General features: G+C 63.1%; 20 protein-coding genes. 1 reads left to right on the plus strand and 19 read right to left on the minus strand.

Features of this window, described 5'->3' with window-relative positions; translation table 11 throughout:
• Positions 1–182 precede the first annotated feature (182 nt).
• The 3 genes from M1P90_RS35410 to M1P90_RS35420 all read right to left on the minus strand — a co-directional run bounded on the left by M1P90_RS35410 (position 183) and on the right by M1P90_RS35420 (position 3,033).
• On the minus strand, positions 183–404 hold the full coding sequence (locus M1P90_RS35410) for a hypothetical protein (RefSeq protein WP_483705711.1): 222 nt from the start codon (positions 402–404) through the stop codon (positions 183–185).
• Between the two features lie 152 nt (positions 405–556).
• Complete coding sequence (locus M1P90_RS35415) at positions 557–2,557, minus strand: ATP-dependent helicase (protein ID WP_483705713.1); 2,001 nt, start codon at positions 2,555–2,557, stop codon at positions 557–559.
• 116 nt (positions 2,558–2,673) lie between these two features.
• Positions 2,674–3,033 (minus strand): hypothetical protein, encoded by a 360-nt coding sequence (locus M1P90_RS35420; protein WP_483705715.1) that lies wholly within the window; start codon positions 3,031–3,033, stop codon positions 2,674–2,676.
• Positions 3,034–3,163: 130 nt separating this feature from the next.
• Here M1P90_RS35420 and M1P90_RS35425 point away from each other — a divergent pair, with 130 nt between their 5' ends.
• Complete coding sequence (locus M1P90_RS35425; RefSeq protein ID WP_483705717.1) at positions 3,164–4,363, plus strand: RNA-guided endonuclease InsQ/TnpB family protein; 1,200 nt, start codon at positions 3,164–3,166, stop codon at positions 4,361–4,363.
• Positions 4,364–4,910: 547 nt separating this feature from the next.
• Here M1P90_RS35425 and M1P90_RS35430 read toward each other — a convergent pair.
• The 16 genes from M1P90_RS35430 to M1P90_RS35505 form a co-directional block, all read right to left on the minus strand.
• Positions 4,911–5,156, minus strand: coding sequence for a hypothetical protein (locus M1P90_RS35430; protein WP_483705719.1), 246 nt, complete (start codon positions 5,154–5,156; stop codon positions 4,911–4,913).
• Positions 5,157–5,257: 101 nt separating this feature from the next.
• Positions 5,258–5,698, minus strand: coding sequence for a hypothetical protein (locus tag M1P90_RS35435; RefSeq protein WP_483705721.1), 441 nt, complete (start codon positions 5,696–5,698; stop codon positions 5,258–5,260).
• Positions 5,695–6,468 carry an RNA ligase family protein gene (locus M1P90_RS35440; RefSeq protein ID WP_483705723.1) on the minus strand — a complete coding sequence of 258 codons (774 nt, stop codon included), beginning with the start codon at positions 6,466–6,468 and terminating at the stop codon, positions 5,695–5,697. The genes M1P90_RS35435 and M1P90_RS35440 overlap by 4 nt, the downstream gene beginning before the upstream one ends.
• A gap of 80 nt (positions 6,469–6,548) precedes the next feature.
• Entirely contained in the window at positions 6,549–6,797 is a 249-nt protein-coding gene (locus M1P90_RS35445) for a hypothetical protein (protein ID WP_483705725.1), read from the minus strand.
• Positions 6,798–6,824: 27 nt separating this feature from the next.
• Positions 6,825–7,073, minus strand: coding sequence for a hypothetical protein (locus M1P90_RS35450; RefSeq protein ID WP_483705727.1), 249 nt, complete (start codon positions 7,071–7,073; stop codon positions 6,825–6,827).
• A gap of 330 nt (positions 7,074–7,403) precedes the next feature.
• Positions 7,404–8,822, minus strand: a complete 1,419-nt coding sequence (locus tag M1P90_RS35455; RefSeq protein ID WP_483705729.1) for an ATP-binding protein — start codon at positions 8,820–8,822, stop codon at positions 7,404–7,406.
• 60 nt (positions 8,823–8,882) lie between these two features.
• Positions 8,883–9,221 carry a helix-turn-helix domain-containing protein gene (locus M1P90_RS35460; protein ID WP_483705731.1) on the minus strand — a complete coding sequence of 113 codons (339 nt, stop codon included), beginning with the start codon at positions 9,219–9,221 and terminating at the stop codon, positions 8,883–8,885.
• Positions 9,218–10,078 (minus strand): phage antirepressor N-terminal domain-containing protein, encoded by an 861-nt coding sequence (locus M1P90_RS35465; RefSeq protein WP_483705733.1) that lies wholly within the window; start codon positions 10,076–10,078, stop codon positions 9,218–9,220. Before M1P90_RS35465 ends, M1P90_RS35460 begins: the two co-directional genes overlap by 4 nt.
• Before the next feature lie 127 nt (positions 10,079–10,205).
• Positions 10,206–10,820: a hypothetical protein gene (locus M1P90_RS35470; protein ID WP_483705735.1), complete on the minus strand. Its 615-nt coding sequence runs from the start codon at positions 10,818–10,820 to the stop codon at positions 10,206–10,208.
• Entirely contained in the window at positions 10,817–11,122 is a 306-nt protein-coding gene (locus M1P90_RS35475) for a hypothetical protein (RefSeq protein ID WP_483705737.1), read from the minus strand. The genes M1P90_RS35470 and M1P90_RS35475 overlap by 4 nt, the downstream gene beginning before the upstream one ends.
• A gap of 10 nt (positions 11,123–11,132) precedes the next feature.
• The gene (locus M1P90_RS35480) at positions 11,133–11,531 is read right to left on the minus strand and encodes a hypothetical protein (protein WP_483705739.1); all 399 of its coding nucleotides are present in this window, start codon (positions 11,529–11,531) and stop codon (positions 11,133–11,135) included.
• A gap of 3 nt (positions 11,532–11,534) precedes the next feature.
• Positions 11,535–12,185, minus strand: coding sequence for a hypothetical protein (locus M1P90_RS35485; protein WP_483705741.1), 651 nt, complete (start codon positions 12,183–12,185; stop codon positions 11,535–11,537).
• A gap of 1 nt (position 12,186) precedes the next feature.
• Entirely contained in the window at positions 12,187–12,354 is a 168-nt protein-coding gene (locus M1P90_RS35490) for a hypothetical protein (RefSeq protein ID WP_483705743.1), read from the minus strand.
• A 29-nt stretch (positions 12,355–12,383) separates the two neighbouring features.
• Positions 12,384–13,607, minus strand: a complete 1,224-nt coding sequence (gene iscB / locus M1P90_RS35495) for an RNA-guided endonuclease IscB (protein ID WP_483705745.1) — start codon at positions 13,605–13,607, stop codon at positions 12,384–12,386.
• 218 nt (positions 13,608–13,825) lie between these two features.
• The gene (locus tag M1P90_RS35500; RefSeq protein WP_483705747.1) at positions 13,826–14,191 is read right to left on the minus strand and encodes a hypothetical protein; all 366 of its coding nucleotides are present in this window, start codon (positions 14,189–14,191) and stop codon (positions 13,826–13,828) included.
• Positions 14,185–14,703, minus strand: a complete 519-nt coding sequence (locus M1P90_RS35505; RefSeq protein ID WP_483705749.1) for a hypothetical protein — start codon at positions 14,701–14,703, stop codon at positions 14,185–14,187. The genes M1P90_RS35500 and M1P90_RS35505 overlap by 7 nt, the downstream gene beginning before the upstream one ends.
• Position 14,704: the final 1 nt, after the last annotated feature.

The following is a 14,704-nucleotide window of genomic DNA, read 5'->3' on the forward strand; positions in this document are numbered from 1 at the left end:
ATGCGTCCCTTACCCCAGGACGGCGTTCTCACGAGCGATAGCGGTCGGGCCTGGCGCTGTCGCAGCCCGACGTATCGTGACCTTCCGGGCGGAGGACGGTTGCCCGCCCTGGGTCCTGTCAGTCTGGGCTTGTAGACCCGCTACAAGCCGCCTCGTTGACGTGGCGGTGACTGACTGCTCGCTCAAGAGATCCGGCGACGCGCCCACTTCCAGAAATAGAGCGCCCCCCAGGCTGTATCCAGCCCGGACGCGGCCATGGCCTCCGCGATGTGGCGGCGCTGCTCCAGGCTCCAGCCGTTGCTGATGATCGCGTAATCGTAAGTGAGCGGTATGAGCCCTTGAGGGAGAACCTGCTGTGTACCGCCGCTGTCGAGGGCCACAAGCAGCCTGCCGTGCTCGTTCAACGTCGCCGGCGCGCTGCTCCGCGCTCGAAGGACTGACCGTGCCGGTCCAGCCGTTCCAGAACGGGTTTGTGTCTGTGATGCGTACGCGATCGCCGATATGGAACGAGGTGGTTGTTTCGTTCAAGGCATCCTCCTGCGTAGGACGCTGGGCGTCAGTCGGCCCAGTCCAGGTGCTGCTCGGGCACATCGGCGAGAAATCGCGATGGCGAGCGGGTCTCAGTTTCGCCAAAAATGGTGCGCCTCCTGGCGTGGATGAGGTAGAGCCGCTGCATGGCGCGCGAGGCGCCGACGTAGAACAGTCGCCGCTCCTCCTCGACCGTCGCCTCGTCCGGCATCGAGCGCGCGTGCGGCAGCGTCTTCTCCTCCAGGCCGGGCAAAAAGACGATCGGGTACTCAAGCCCCTTGGCGCGATGCAGCGTGATGCACGTGCAGGCGTTCGTGTCGTCGCGCGCCACGTCGGCGTCGGTCATCAGCGCGACTTCCTCCAGGAACGCGGCGAGCTGTTCGTGCTGGGGGAGGTGGATGAAGCCGTGCGCGACGTTGACCAGTTCCTGCACGTTGGCCAGCCGATCGGCACCGGCCTCGTGACCGTACTCTTTCGCGAGATAGCCGGCGAAATCAAGGCGTTCGATCAGGCGCGCGATCAGGTTCTCGATGTCCAGCCGCTCGGCCTGCGCGGCCAGCCAGTCGAGCGCGGCCCCGAGCTGTCCGATGCCGCGCTGCGCGGCCGGCTTGAGCGATGGCGCGCGGACCGTGGACTGCTGCCACAAGGCCGTGGCGTGGACCGCGCGCACGACGTCGAGCAGCGAGCAATCCTGGTCTCTCGCGGCCGTCACGAGCAGCCCGACGCTGCGCTCGCCCAGCCCGCGCCCGGGCACGTTGATGATGCGCGCGAGGCTGATGTTGTCCTTTGGGTTCGCGAGCACGCGCAGATAGGCCAGCAGGTCTTTGACCTCTTTGCGCTCGTAGAACGGCGTGCCGCCGATCAGTCGGTAGGGAATGCCGGCGCGAACGAATGTCTGCTCGAACACGCGCGACTGCACGTTGGTGCGGTAGATGATCGCCATCTCGCTGAGCGCGTGGCCCTGGCGCTTGAGCGTCTGGATCGTCCGCACGACGAAGTCGGCCTCATCGTACTCGTCGTCGGCCTCGTACAGGAGTGCGCGCGTCCCCTGGGGGTTCGCGGTCCAGAGCTGCTTATTGAAGATATTTTCCGGGCTCGGCTCGATGATCGCCTGGGCGATGCCGACGATAGTCTTGGTGCTGCGGTAGTTTTGCTCCAGCATGATCACACGCGCGTTAGGGTACTCTTGCTGGAAAGTGCGAATCAGGCTGACGTCGGCGCCACGGAACTTATAGATACTTTGTTGATCGTCGCCCACAACGAAGATATTGCGGTGTTTGGCGACGATCAGGCGCAGCAGAGTGGCCAGCGAAAAATTTGTGTCCTGATATTCGTCGGTCAGCGAGTACGCGAATCGCTGTTGAAATTGAGCCAGAACACCTGGCTGGGTGCGCAAGATCTCGATCATGAGCATAATCAGGTCGTCGAAGTCGAGCGCGTTTTGCTTGCGCAGCTCTCGCTGATATGCGTCGTAAAGCGGCACGACGATCGCGGGCCACGGGTCGCCCGCGGCCTGGGCGGCGATCGCGCGCTGCTCGAACTCCCGAACATCCCACAGCTCGGTCTTCGCGGCCGAGATCGTTTCGAGGATCTGCGCCGGCTTGAAGTCGAGGTCGGCGCGGTCAAGGATCTCGCGCATCACCTTGCGCTGGTCGTCTTCGTCAAAGATCGTGAAGCCGGGGTCGCGGCCGAGGTGGTGGATGGTTTTGCGCAGCCAGCGCGCGCAGAGCGAGTGAAACGTTCCTGCGACGATTTTTTCGGCGCGCTTCGGGCCGATGAGCTTCGCCAGGCGCTCGCGCATCTCACGCGCGGCTTTGTTGGTGAAGGTCACCGCCAGGATATGAGCTGGGTCGACGCCATGAACGTCGATGAGGTACCCACACCTCCGCACCAGGACGGCTGTCTTCCCACTCCCTGGGCCGGCCAGCGTGAGACACGGCCCATCGCGGTGGAGCACCGCCTGGCGCTGGGGCTCGTTGAGTCCCTGGAGCAGCGGGTGGTCGGTTATCGGCGTTGTTGGTGCTGTCATAGGCGTGCTCAAGGACGTGTCCGTGCCGTTTACGGCAGCGGGCGTGTAATGGTTCGCGGGCTGAGAACCGCGCTCGGGTCGTCGAGGTCCTGGCCTGGCGCGAACCACAGCGCGATTTAGCCCGGCCGCTCGGCGACATAGAACTCCGGGCATTCGGCGGCCTGATCGGACCGGAGCCAGCGTGCGGCGACCACATCGGCCCGGCCAACGCAGCGCGCGTCTGGTGGAAGGTCTGTGGACCGCCTGATGGCGCGGATCAGCATGCGCTCGATCAGCGCCTCGATGGACAGCGCGCTCCACCACCCGGACAGCTCCCAGGTCTCTTGTTTGGCCTGGAAGGCATCGTGCTGCATGGCCCACAGGCGGAACTGCCAACGATTCGATCCCCAGACACGCTGGAGCGCTTCGGCACTGGTATCGAGTTGCGTCGCGAGCTGGCGACGCTGCGCGGCGGACCAACCACCGGTCGTGATCATAGGAACCTCACGAGTTGGAAACCACGGGGCGAAGCCCCAGTGGAGGAAACGAGGAGCGCCGCAAGGGAACCACGTTTGTTTGCAACAAGCGGCGCTTGCACAAATGTTCGACTTGCGGTATACTCACTCTATGAGTACACCGCTCTCCATACGAACTGTTTGCTGTAAGATCGCCGTTGATGCGTTGGCCGATGCGGCCTTGCGTCAAACCCAGACCGCGTTTAATGCGGCGGCAAGCTACTGCGCGAGGGTCGCGTGGGAGCAGGGTATCACCAACAAGAACAAGCTGCACTACCTTGTCTATGGCGAGTCGCGCGTGACTTACGGCCTGGGCGCGCAACTGGCATGCTGTGCCAGGGACAAGGCGGCAGAAGCCGTCCGAGCCGTGCGCACAGCCCCTGAGCGGCGCGACCGAGACACCGACCAGATTATCCCCAAGACTTGCCCAACCTTTGCCACCGACAGCTCCATCCGCTACGACGCACGCACCTACCGTCTCCTCAGCCTGGATCGGGTCAGTCTCAATACATTGAGCGGCCGCGTGGTCGGGCAGCTTGTGTTGGGCGATTTCCAGCGGCGCTACCTGTACGATACCTCGTGGAAGATCGGCGGCGCGGAGCTGCTGCGTCGTGTGGATGTCTGGTATCTGTGCATCACCCAATCGAAGGTCGCGCCTGCCCCTGACGAGCCAGTCGGCTACCTGGGCGTTGATTTGGGCCTTGTGAACCTTGCCGCCGACTCCTCTGGCCAGACCTACAGCGGACAACAGGTGCAGGCGGTTCGCAAGCGGCGATACGACCATCGCCGAAGATTGCAACTGGCAAACACTCGTCGTGCTCGTTGGCGATTGCGCCAAAGCGCGAGACGAGAACATCGCTTTCAGAAGGATGTCAACCATTGCATCAGCAAAGCGCTGGTTGCTAAGGCGCAGACGGAGCGTAAGGCACTCGCGCTCGAAACCTTGGACGGGATACGAGAGCGAGTCACGGTTCGACGCTCGCAGCGACGTGTGCGCCATTCGTGGGCTTTTCGGCAACTGCGAACGTTTATCAGCTACAAAGCGCAGCTCTCTGGCGTGCGCGTGGTCTACGTGGATCCGTGCAACACGTCGCGCAGATGTGCGAACTGTGGTTTTTGTGATGAACGTAACCGACCCGATCAAGCCCATTTTCGTTGTCTCTCATGCGGCCATACCGCTGCCGCTGATACGAACGCTGCCGTAAACATTGCTCGTGTGGCTGCCGTCAACCAGCCAATTGTGTCGCTCCTGAGTCACAGCATCGAAAGAGCAGATACAAGCCGCGCGGTTTCAACCGCTGCGGTATGTTGACATACGGCAGCGGCATCCGCCCCAGGCACCCAGACGGCGCGTCGGCGTAGGCGCCGGGACGCCGGTCGAGGTCAACCCGCAGGCGCCCCAGTGTGTCGAGGTGCGGTTCCGTGCGGCGCACCTCTCCCTCACGCAGCGCGATAACGCCGATCCAGCCGTCCCAGTCGTCGCCGGCGTTCTTGAGCCGGACCAGGTCGTCAATCTCAAAAGGACGTGTGCGATCTGTCACAGTTCCGTCCCCTGCGGAAGCTCCGTTCTGACAGTTCCCAGATGCCAGCGCAGCTTCTCTTGGATGGCGGGTGTGACCGATGTGTTCATAACAATGGGCGCTTCGAGATAACCCGAGAGGCGTACAATATCCCACACGGCGTGCTCACCGCCGCAAACAAACCGCGGATGCTCTCCACCCGCCTTTGTTTCGAGGACGAGTACGCACTCCAGCACAGTTGGCCGAGGCTCCGTGATGTATAAAACTCGGTCAACTCCAGGCTCATTCCTGCGATTCATCGACATCCCTTCTTTTGGCGATCAATACCAGAGAATCGCCCTACTTTGGAAATTGCAGCGCGAGCATACATGGCGGCTGGGCGTCGCCGCTGATGGTGGCCTCGGCGGCGACCGACTCGCCGACCTTGACCACGCCCCACACGACGCGATCCCATAGCTCAGGCGGCAGCTCGCTCGCTCTCACGCGCCGCGCCGTCTCGCCGTCCCAGCCGGGAATGACGACCCAGGCATAGTCGACGCCGTCGACCTGCTCCCGGCAGATAATCCTTACCGGTGTGGCAGCCATCGGTGTGCTCCCTTGCTGTCTTAATGATTGGCGAATGCGGCGCCGCGCTCGAAATCCGGCCGGACCATATTGAACCAGTGTGGCAACTCCTCGCAGATGAGTCAGTTCCGCCGTTTACTTCGCTGCCTGGTGGAGGCCCGAGCATGTTTGACTGATTTCGGTGGGATGAAATACTTCGCATGCAGTTCATCGATCCAGGTGGCAAGCTCGTCCGCGTTTTCGCCGTCGTAACCTTCCAGCGCGAAATGCAGACATTGGCCGGGTTGGTTCAAGTACGGTGGCGCAGAGGTGGGGTAGAGTGTCACATGATGCCCAGCCTGACCATAGTCGTTGTTGATAAGCCACGCGAGGAACTCCAGCGAGAACCATCCATGGTCGGTGCGATCCACCTCAAAGGTCACATACCATGTGCCTGCGGGCCACTGGCCAGTGCCCGGATTGTCGTGCCCACCGCAACTTCCACGGGTGCGGATGCCCGGGAAGGCGTTCAGTGCCCGCACCAATCGCCGGATCGGCACATCGAGTTCCTGCTCGTTGATCATTCCTTCACCTTGAAAAATCGCCCGCGCACGAAATCCGGCCGGACCATCTTGAACCGGTGCGTGAGCTTTTCGCCGTCGCCGATCTTTAAGACCACGCCCTCGCACGCGTCCAGCGCCGACCAGGGCGTAGCGCCGCGCGCCAGCGTGGCAAGCTCCTCCCACGCGGTCATGCGCTCGATCGGCAGCCGGTCGGCCACGGCGAAGCCGGCCGCCCGCAGCAACTCCTCAGCCAGCAGCGGGTCGTGGAAGGCGCGCGCTCCAGCGTCGTAGATCTCAAAGGCCACAAAGCGAGGCGTTGCCGCCGAGTAGCGCACCGTATGCGGCATCCGCAGCCATTCGCCAAACACGCTGACGGGGCCTCCGCGCGCCCGCTCCAGATACTCGAAGCGGCGGCGGTGCTCGTCGCACCAGCGCCAGACATCGACAAACTGCCGCTTGGCTTGGGTTTCTTTGAGATACCCTTTTCGGAGTACGTGATCTTTCGTCGCCGCGACAGCGACGCCATCCTGGCGAGCCAGCGCCAGGCAGGCGCCGTCGAACTTCTCGGTGACCGTCAGGCGCGTGGCGCCAAACACAACGGCCGCTTCCGCCTCGGAGGCGACCAGGTCGTCACGCGCGGCGTTCGGCTGGTAGGGCACGTGCGCGATGCGCGGGTAGGTGGGCACAAGCCAGCGCAGCTCGCGAGGGTGGGTTGTGTGTTGTGTGCGCTGGCGTGTGCTCATCGTTGTTGCGATTGGCGTATCGGTACGCTGGGCCTCCGAACCGGGCACGTATGATTATCGTCGTCGGCTCGAACGCAGTGTTTACACTGTTGCCGCGCGCCTGAAGCGCTCGGCGTTATATTGTGCCATCAGCTCAACTCTGGCCACATCTTAATCGCGGCCTCACCCGTCCGGGTATACCAAACTTCGATCGCCTCACCGAAATGCCCCACCAGCGTGGTGGTCGCGGCGCGCGGGTCATTGGGAATGGTGACCCCGCTCACCGGTGTTGGGTTTGGCGCGGTAGCATGCTCGGCCGTGCTGACCGTCAGTCCCTCCCGATCTGGCCTAAGAATGTAAACCATATCGTCCTCTAAATCGCTTACCTTGAATGTCAAGGCTGATCCTCCGGCCTTGCCGCTGATCTACTGCTCGCCGTCCTGCAAGCGTGTGTAGAGACCTCTCAGTCCTTCGGGCAGCAGACCCGGTTCGATGACCCCGCCCACCATGGCGCGCACGATGGTGCTATCGCGCGTATCAACCGCGCCAGCCGGTAGGTCGGTGGGAAAGCGGGATGCCAGTAGAAACGGAAGGATCTCGCTCCTATAGCGACCAATCGGGCCATGCGCGTCTTTGAGGATGGTGAGCGAGCCGTCGTTCTCGATCACGATCATGAGCCGCGCACGCTACATGAACTCCGACGGCGGTCCCATTTGAACCGGGTGGTTATCGTCGAGTTCGTAGCGAGTCAGGAAAACAATCATTCGCTCGGTCCTTCCCGGCCTCGCAGCCGGTGTGTTGCGCTCTATAGCCGGTGTTCTGATGCTATCGGCCCATCAGGCCGAGCCGTGTGTACTACGAGGATAATATCACCTTATGATACCTTTGTCAATTAGCCGAAGGCCGGCCTCGTAGGGAGAGCCGGCTGAACAGAGACACGATGCAATTACGACCTATTATACGCCTCCTGGTTACGCTGCTATCCGCCCACAGGGGCGGCAGATTCACAACACATCAGGACTCTGGTCTTGAAACCGCAGCGTGCGATAGTCGCTGAGCGGTAACCGGATCTCGGTGGTATCCTCGCGCACCAAATCGGGCAGTTGCTTGAGCGGCAGCGTACTGGTGAACACTGTGGGCCGCTGCTGCGCCCGGCGGTAGGCGATCAACTCGCTGATCGGCCCCGTAAACTTTGATGAAAGGCGCTCGCTGATGAAGAGATCATCCAGCACAAGCAGATCGATCTCTCGAAAGGCGTCCAACGCACGTAACGCGCTGGGACGCCATTGGAACGGCAGTTGTGATGTTTCGAGATACCCGGCGGCCAAGCCCCGCTGTGCTGCTGCAAATGCCGCGGCGAAGGCGAGGTGACTCTTGCCCGCGCCAACCGGCCCGCATAAAGCGACCCGCTCGGCATGGGGTAATCGTCCGATGTAGGCCATAATCGCTTCTACCGAAGCTGCGAGAGCAGCGCGCTGCTGTCCGGCGTCAAATGTCACACCGTCCCATCTGCAATCCTTGACGATTGGACGGTCGAGCGCAAAGGTCTCAAGGCGCCAGTCTTTCAACATCGTACCCTGCTGTTCCAGAGTCGCCAAGTCGCGGATTATTAACGGGCTCATCTCGCGCCACAGGAGGAGTCGCAGCGGCGGCGACGTGCGCTGTGGAGGCTGCTCCCATAAAATCGTATCGTGGGGGACGATTAGCTCGTGGTTCTGATAGCGGATGACGTGACCGGTACCCTCTGTGCCGACGAGATCCACTTGCGCGCCGTCGGGTATCACCGTAAGTGCTTCCGTTCCGAGGGTTCCGGCGTTAAACGCGGCAATCTCCTCACTGGTGTAGGTCTCACCCTCGACATAGCGTACCAGCGGCCCTAACTGTATCGGCCGCTGGCCTGGTGGGATGGGCGCCACCAGAAAACCGGCCTGGAGTGCCGATTCGCGCGCCAACGCCTCTGTCGCAAATCCCCGGCGTGCGCTTGGCTGCTCATAAGAATCTTTGAGGGGAGGCGGCCAATACATCCATCCCCAGTCGCTGCCCTCCTCGTAGTACACCCAGGCAGTTCTAACCACCAGCCGGCGCGGGTCGTCGTCGGGCATATCCGCAGTAGGTGCAGGTAGCGTCAGGCCATAGCGCGCGGCAACGCGCGCGTACCCGTTGATTCCGTCCTTGCGGATTGCTTCGGCATCGTCGGGCGACCATGATGCGCCAACGTGGTACGCCAGGAGCTTCGTCGCATCCCAAATCGCATCAAACACGCTGTCGATCAGCGCTGAATCTTCGGTAGGTAGCCCGCTTTCGTCCTGCATTGGCCGCTCTGGGAGGCGATTGAATGCACTGACGGCGTAGGCTAACATCACCACAACATTCGTTGCTTTCTCAATGCACCACGAACGCATCATGTCGTCTCTGCCCTGCATGAATACGGTTCCTCTCCTGTATCACTGGGAGCGATTCCTGGGTGGATACCCGCAGCTCGCTCATTCGCTTCCTGGTTCCTGTTCTGATGCCGGCAGGCTCTCCAGCGCCATCGCCAGGTGCGCGAGCTGCGCGGAGTCGGCCTGGTCAATTGCCGCAATTACCGGCATGGCCGCGTCATGCTCCGCCAGCAGCGCGGCCGGCGTCGTTCCGTAGGCGCGTGCCAGATCGTGCAAGCGGTCGAGGGGTGGTGCGACGGCACCGTTCTCATACTTGACGATGAGCGTGTGATTGGAAATACCCGCCTGAACCGCCGCCTCGCGCACGGTCAGGCCCGCCTGGACACGTGCCTCGCGCAGCCGTCGTGCCAGACGCGCCGATAGCAGCTCCTGCGTGGTCATTCGTCAAACTCCAGTCCCGATTGCTCGATCGCGTCGATTTCCTGGCCCGTCAGGCCGCGGTATTGTTCCTTGATAAACTGAATGGCCTCATCGTAGCGCGCCGCAGGCAGGTCGGTGTACGTCCCCAGATTGAACCGGTCATTGAATAGCTGCCAACGCGATCGAATCGACGCGCCAGGTTTCTTCTCAGGTGTGCGCGCGGCCAGTGCGGTGCCCCACGCTTGCACCAGATGGTAGATCGTCCCGCGCTGCGCGGGTGACATGCGCTGCTTCGCCTGCTGCTCAAGCGTTTGGACGCGCGATTGGAGACTGCGGACCATTGCCGCGAGGTCGCGAAAGGCGATCCGCGCGCGATCCTGGCTTGCCTCGATCGTGGTCTGACGTGTGTTTAGTTCCTCCAGCGTCCGAAGTGCCTGGTCGATCCGGTCAAGATCGCGTATATCCTCGATCTGCCGGCTCGGCCCTTCCGGCAGGCCGGTGAGTTGCGCGAACGCCGCTTGTACGGCACTGACGAGGTAGGTCTTGATGTAGCCGAATCGCTCGCGGACTTCCTCGCCGACGCGCCGCGACTGGACATCCATAATCCAGACGGGTACGTCGTCGAGCAGCAGAAAGTCCATCGTGCGGAATTGCCGGCCGACCTGGGCGCGGAGCTGGATGAGGTGCAGCGATTCATTGGCCTGGATGCGCCGCCGCTGCGCTGGCAGCGCGAGACTCAGGGTCTCACAGAGGTCGCGGAGCGCAAGGTGGATCGCGCCGTCGCGCGTCCGCGCGGCCAGCACCACGCCATCGAACAGCGGGACCGGCAATTGCTCAACTGGCCGCTCGGCCGGCGGCTGCCCGGCTGCGTTGCTCATAGCAAATCATTTCTTTCTGTTTGGTATCACTGACGCACGAAGTATATCATACTGGTTCAAACCATGCACCAAGCGGTCGTATAACGCACTGTTCGGTGCATGGTTTGAACCATCCGAGATCATATGATCATGGACGGTTCAAATTATGCACCAGATTTTCAGGTGATTCGTAGAGCTGCTCGACAGCGGGAAGCTGCGCCACGGCGGCAACTGCTTGCTGAAGCTCCGCGGCGTCCAGCGGTTCGATGTCGGCCAGCGCGGCCTGGGCGGTCGTCTTCCACCGATCCAGCTCGAACATATCCCACGGCGTCTCGCCACCCGCGAGTCCGCGCGCGGCATTTCGGCAGAGGCGTTTCAGTGCCAGCGGGTCCGCGACGTCTGGCGTTGCGGCGGCGGCTAGCTCGCACAGCCGGATGACGCGCTTCAGGTACCTGATCTGACCGCCGCGCATCGTCTCGATGCGCCATTCGAGCGGCCAGTCCGAGCGAGCGAAGATGCCCCACATGGTTTCGAGGTGCCGGGCGGTGAGCGGGTGGCAGATCCAGACCTCGCGCGCGCCGGGGTCGCGCCGATACGCGGCGATTTCGCGCTCGGCGAGCGGGATGAGGTGCTGCATCCGCACTTCCCGCTCGGCGATGCCCAGTTTCGCCCGGAGGTACGCGGCCAGTTCGTCGCGACTGACACATACCCCGAGGTCGTCCAGCGCCGCCAGAACCTGATCGCGAAGGGTAAGCCGGCTCATACAGCACCCTCTCCGGGCGCCGGCGCGCAGACCAGCCAGGGGACGCGGCCGGGGCTGTCGGGGATATGTGAGGGAATGCCGGCCCGCTCCAGCGCCGCCTGGTAGCCCAGAAGCTGTTCACGGACCCGCGCGGCGTACTCGTCGCTGTAGCGTGAGTGAGGGGTGCTGTAGCGGACGACGATCTGCCCACCTTCCTCGCTCACCTGGTAGCCGCCGCTTGACCGGGCGGCACTGTAGTGGCCGGCGCGTCGCAGCGCGCTCTGCACGCGCTGCCGGCTTACTGGTACCGGCTGCTGTGTCATCAATTCGCTCCTACAAGGAACGCACGATCGAGGCGTTCGATCGTGTTGGCGCATCCACTCCATCGCTGTCAAGAGGCCGGCTGCTTACGGCTGGCGCGGCGCCCGGTGCCCCCAGCGGCGGCCGCCGGGCGCGAGTTTCGGCCTGGCGCTGCGCGCAGCGCAGCCGGCGAACCACCGCGTTCAGGTCGGCCGCATCACGCTCAAGCTGATCCAGCAGGTAGCTGATCTGGTGCGCGTCGGCCATCTCGGGCGGGACGTCGCCGATCGCCTCAGCTATCAAGAACGCCAGCGGGTGGTCGGCGGGGTTGCGCGCCTGGCGCTCGCCCTGCTGGTCGAAAAAACTGATCAGGCGATCGCCGCCGGTTCGGCATGCCGGCACGATCAGCTCGGCGAGTGCGCGTGTATTCATCGGCTACACTAGCCCATCATTCAGCAGCCCGCTGAACAGGTCGTTGGGCGGGAGATTGTCCAGGTACTCGACGATGCGGTCCATCAGGCCGGTATGCGTCGTCGTCGGTAGGCGGCGCTCGCGAATAGCCGCGAACGTCTCCCGCGCGGCCTGCGCGCGCGCGTCGGGGTCGCTCCAGCCGGACAGGTCGATGATCCAGAAGCGGCGCTCCCAATCGTCGAGCGCCGCGCTCGATGGAAGCACAAGACCCTCGACTTCCGGCACCAACAGCGCCAGGACGCCGAGCGCGCCGAGCACCTCCTGATCGTTCCGGCGCGCCAGGCCCTCTTCGGCGAAGCGCGCCAGCTCCTGGCTGACGATCGTCACCGCGAGCGGTACCGCGACGGGCGGGGTCGTGGCGTCAGCGTTAGTCGCCGGGGCCGTCGCGAGCGCGAGCAGCCGCGCTCGCCATTCGGTGATAATCTCACGCTCCGGCATGACCACGGCGGGGACGCGCGCGTCCAGCACGCCGAGCAGCCAGATCGCGTGCCGCGCGCGGAGCGCGTCGCCGGCCTCTAGCGCGGCGCCCATCGCCTGGATGATGGTGTCGGTGATGCTGCCGACGATGTCCCAGGCAGAGTCATTTTCGAGCGGCTGGTGGCCCCATGCGCCCATATCAGTCCTCTTCTGCGATGCTGGCTTCGGTGTAGTCGATCGCCCAGTGGTTGACTTGGATGTAGCCGATAGCTTCGACGAGCGTGTCAAAGCTCTGGCGTGCCACGGACCGCCGGCTGCACACTACGTGGTAGCGGCCCGGTGTATTGTTATCGTTCCCTTGAATCATAGCAGTTTCTTGCGACGTACTGCGTTTTATTAGTGCATCCAGACTACCGTGCGCCCGCGCTCCAGTAAACGGCAATCTCGCGGGCGCGCAATGGCAGGCTCACCGGGCACCCGTTTGAACGCCACATAACCGTTTGAGTAAATGCTGTTGATCTGCTTCACCCACCTCTCCTTGACCCGCACGATGTCGCCCTTCCGAAAGCCCGCCAACTCCTCGTTCACCTGATACCGTACTCGCCCCTGACCTTTCCGCGGCAGATCGTAAAACTGCCTTCTCGTCTGCCGGGGCCGAAAGGTGATCCGGTAGGTGTTGGGGCATTCGGGGGCGACGACCTCCCCGTTCACCAACGTGGCAACGCATAGTGCGTCAGTCGTGTGGGATTTCGCTAGGCCCATGCTCTTGCGGAAGGCAGCGGTCTCGTACCCAAACACCGTCGTAAGCGGGACAGACGATCTCAGGGTTGCATACAGATGGGCTTTCCCTTGCATGGTTCGCTGGGCGACCTGGTCGAGGTGCCCGCTCACGCCCGTTACGTTCAACGTAATGCGCCCCTGGTGAACCCCGCTATGGCAGGCTTCGCAGAGGGTTAGAAGATTGGTGAGGGTGTCTTTGCCGCCATGCTCCTGGTAGACGATGTGGTGGGCCTCCAGGCGGCAGTTGCGTTTCTCGCAGTGCTGGCAGGTATACCTATCCCGCATCAGGCAAGCGATCCGCAGGTTCTCATCCAGGCGGGTCGGGTCCTGGTAGCGGCTGCCCGCAAGCGTCGGATCGTTCAGCTGGGCAATATCCACCTGCACATCCTCGACCACGATCTGGCTGATCGGCAGCGAGATCTGACGCACCACGCGGATTACTTCTTCCACGTTGGTCTTGATCGATGGCGGCAGCCGGCCGCCGCGCGTGCTGGAGGCGCGGTTGAGAAAGCGCGGAGGCCGATACCATTTTCGCAGGCGCCGGCTGCGCCGGTGCGCGCGGCGGGTGTCGAGCTTTTCCTTCACGTCACGGCGGTGGCGGATCTCAGCGGCCAGCAGGACCTCGCCATTACCGACACAACTGATGCCGGTCATGCCGCTGCCTTTGTCGATCCCAACCACCACCGCCTGCACATGGCCCTCACACTGCCACCCTAGCTGGATGGTGAAGGGGGCACGGGCGACCATTCGCGCCTTGCCCGCCCGTAGCAGCTTGCGAGCTTTGGCGGGTGTACAGGGCATCAGCGGCGTTCCATCCTGATTGCGAACAAAGACCTTCATGTGGCTCTAAGCCCTCCTTGCGGAGTAAGGTGCTCCTCGCGACTGTTCAACAGGTTTGTCATGTCCCGATCACGTTCCCGTTTCCGGTACCCTTAAACCGGAACCACAGAGCTACAGACTGGAGCGAACATCCATAGGTGTGTTGGCCTGTCGAACTGCTGCGTGATGTCTCACGCCCGCTGGTAGTTCCATGATCTGAAGCGATAGAACGCTAGATTTTAGGAACTATCGGCCATCAGCCAGTAGACGCCCTCGGCACTCAAATTGTGCTCCAGAAGCTGAACAATCTTGACCAGCCCTAGATCGCTAGCCTGCGCGTGCGCGAACGGGATGATGTGCGGCAGCGCGAACGTGACCTCGCCGGCGATGGCCTGCGCGTCGTGGCGGCGGAAGACCCGCAGCCGGAAGCCGCCCTGCCCGGTCTGGAACCAGACGCCGTCGTGGTACAGCGCCTGAAACTGTGCCTGCATGGCCGCGTCCATCGCGCGGCGCTGCGGCGTGTCGCGATCGGTAATGTTGATCGGCTGCGCCCACCAGACGACGATCTCCTCGCGAGTGGGGCTGGTGCTTAGCTGTGTTACCACGTTGCCTCCTCAGCCACATTCTCCGCGCGATCGCCGTACCAGTGATGCTCTTGGATGTAGGCCAGCGCCTCCTCCAGGTCCGCGAATCTCCAATGCCCAAACAGGTGGTCGACCAGGTGCGGCTTTCCCTGCACGTCGATCAGCAGCGCGTAGCTGACCGGGTCGCTCAGCGTGTGCTCGAAGACGCTGAGTAGCTTGACGGGGCCCAACGCGGCCCAGCGCGGCGACTCGAACGTGAACGGGAGCAGGTGCGGGAGCAGCAACTCGACCTCGGCACGCACGGCCGCAAGATCGGCGTCTGGCGGCACCGCGATTTGGAACGCGCCCTGGCCAGTCTCGCGGCGGTAGCCGTCCGGCCGCAGCGCGATGAACAGCGAGTACATCGCCGTGTTCATGCGGCGCCAGAACGGGTCGCGGTCGATCTCGGCGATCGGGCGCGACCAGGAGGCGATCAGATCCGCTCGGGTCAGCGGCTGGAGAGTTACGGGGTCCTGAAGCTGGCGGTCGGTCATT

The sequence above is a fragment of the Kouleothrix sp. 19917 genome (genome assembly GCF_057073505.1).

Bases quoted from the DNA above. Each gene is read 5' to 3' on its own strand.
- M1P90_RS35480 (WP_483705739.1), bottom strand. From the start codon at position 11,531: ATGAATACACGCGCACTCGCCGAGCTGATCGTGCCGGCATGCCGAACC.
- M1P90_RS35460 (WP_483705731.1), bottom strand. From the start codon at position 9,221: ATGACCACGCAGGAGCTGCTATCGGCGCGTCTGGCACGACGGCTGCGC.
- M1P90_RS35450 (WP_483705727.1), bottom strand. From the start codon at position 7,073: ATGATCGTGATCGAGAACGACGGCTCGCTCACCATCCTCAAAGACGCG.
- M1P90_RS35435 (WP_483705721.1), bottom strand. From the start codon at position 5,698: ATGATCAACGAGCAGGAACTCGATGTGCCGATCCGGCGATTGGTGCGG.
- M1P90_RS35455 (WP_483705729.1), bottom strand. From the start codon at position 8,822: ATGCAGGGCAGAGACGACATGATGCGTTCGTGGTGCATTGAGAAAGCA.
- M1P90_RS35465 (WP_483705733.1), bottom strand. From the start codon at position 10,078: ATGAGCAACGCAGCCGGGCAGCCGCCGGCCGAGCGGCCAGTTGAGCAA.
- M1P90_RS35470 (WP_483705735.1), bottom strand. From the start codon at position 10,820: ATGAGCCGGCTTACCCTTCGCGATCAGGTTCTGGCGGCGCTGGACGAC.
- M1P90_RS35490 (WP_483705743.1), bottom strand. From the start codon at position 12,354: ATGATTCAAGGGAACGATAACAATACACCGGGCCGCTACCACGTAGTG.
- M1P90_RS35430 (WP_483705719.1), bottom strand. From the start codon at position 5,156: ATGGCTGCCACACCGGTAAGGATTATCTGCCGGGAGCAGGTCGACGGC.
- M1P90_RS35505 (WP_483705749.1), bottom strand. From the start codon at position 14,703: ATGACCGACCGCCAGCTTCAGGACCCCGTAACTCTCCAGCCGCTGACC.
- M1P90_RS35425 (WP_483705717.1), top strand. From the start codon at position 3,164: ATGAGTACACCGCTCTCCATACGAACTGTTTGCTGTAAGATCGCCGTT.
- M1P90_RS35485 (WP_483705741.1), bottom strand. From the start codon at position 12,185: ATGGGCGCATGGGGCCACCAGCCGCTCGAAAATGACTCTGCCTGGGAC.
- M1P90_RS35415 (WP_483705713.1), bottom strand. From the start codon at position 2,557: ATGACAGCACCAACAACGCCGATAACCGACCACCCGCTGCTCCAGGGA.
- M1P90_RS35420 (WP_483705715.1), bottom strand. From the start codon at position 3,033: ATGATCACGACCGGTGGTTGGTCCGCCGCGCAGCGTCGCCAGCTCGCG.
- iscB (WP_483705745.1), bottom strand. From the start codon at position 13,607: ATGAAGGTCTTTGTTCGCAATCAGGATGGAACGCCGCTGATGCCCTGT.
- M1P90_RS35475 (WP_483705737.1), bottom strand. From the start codon at position 11,122: ATGACACAGCAGCCGGTACCAGTAAGCCGGCAGCGCGTGCAGAGCGCG.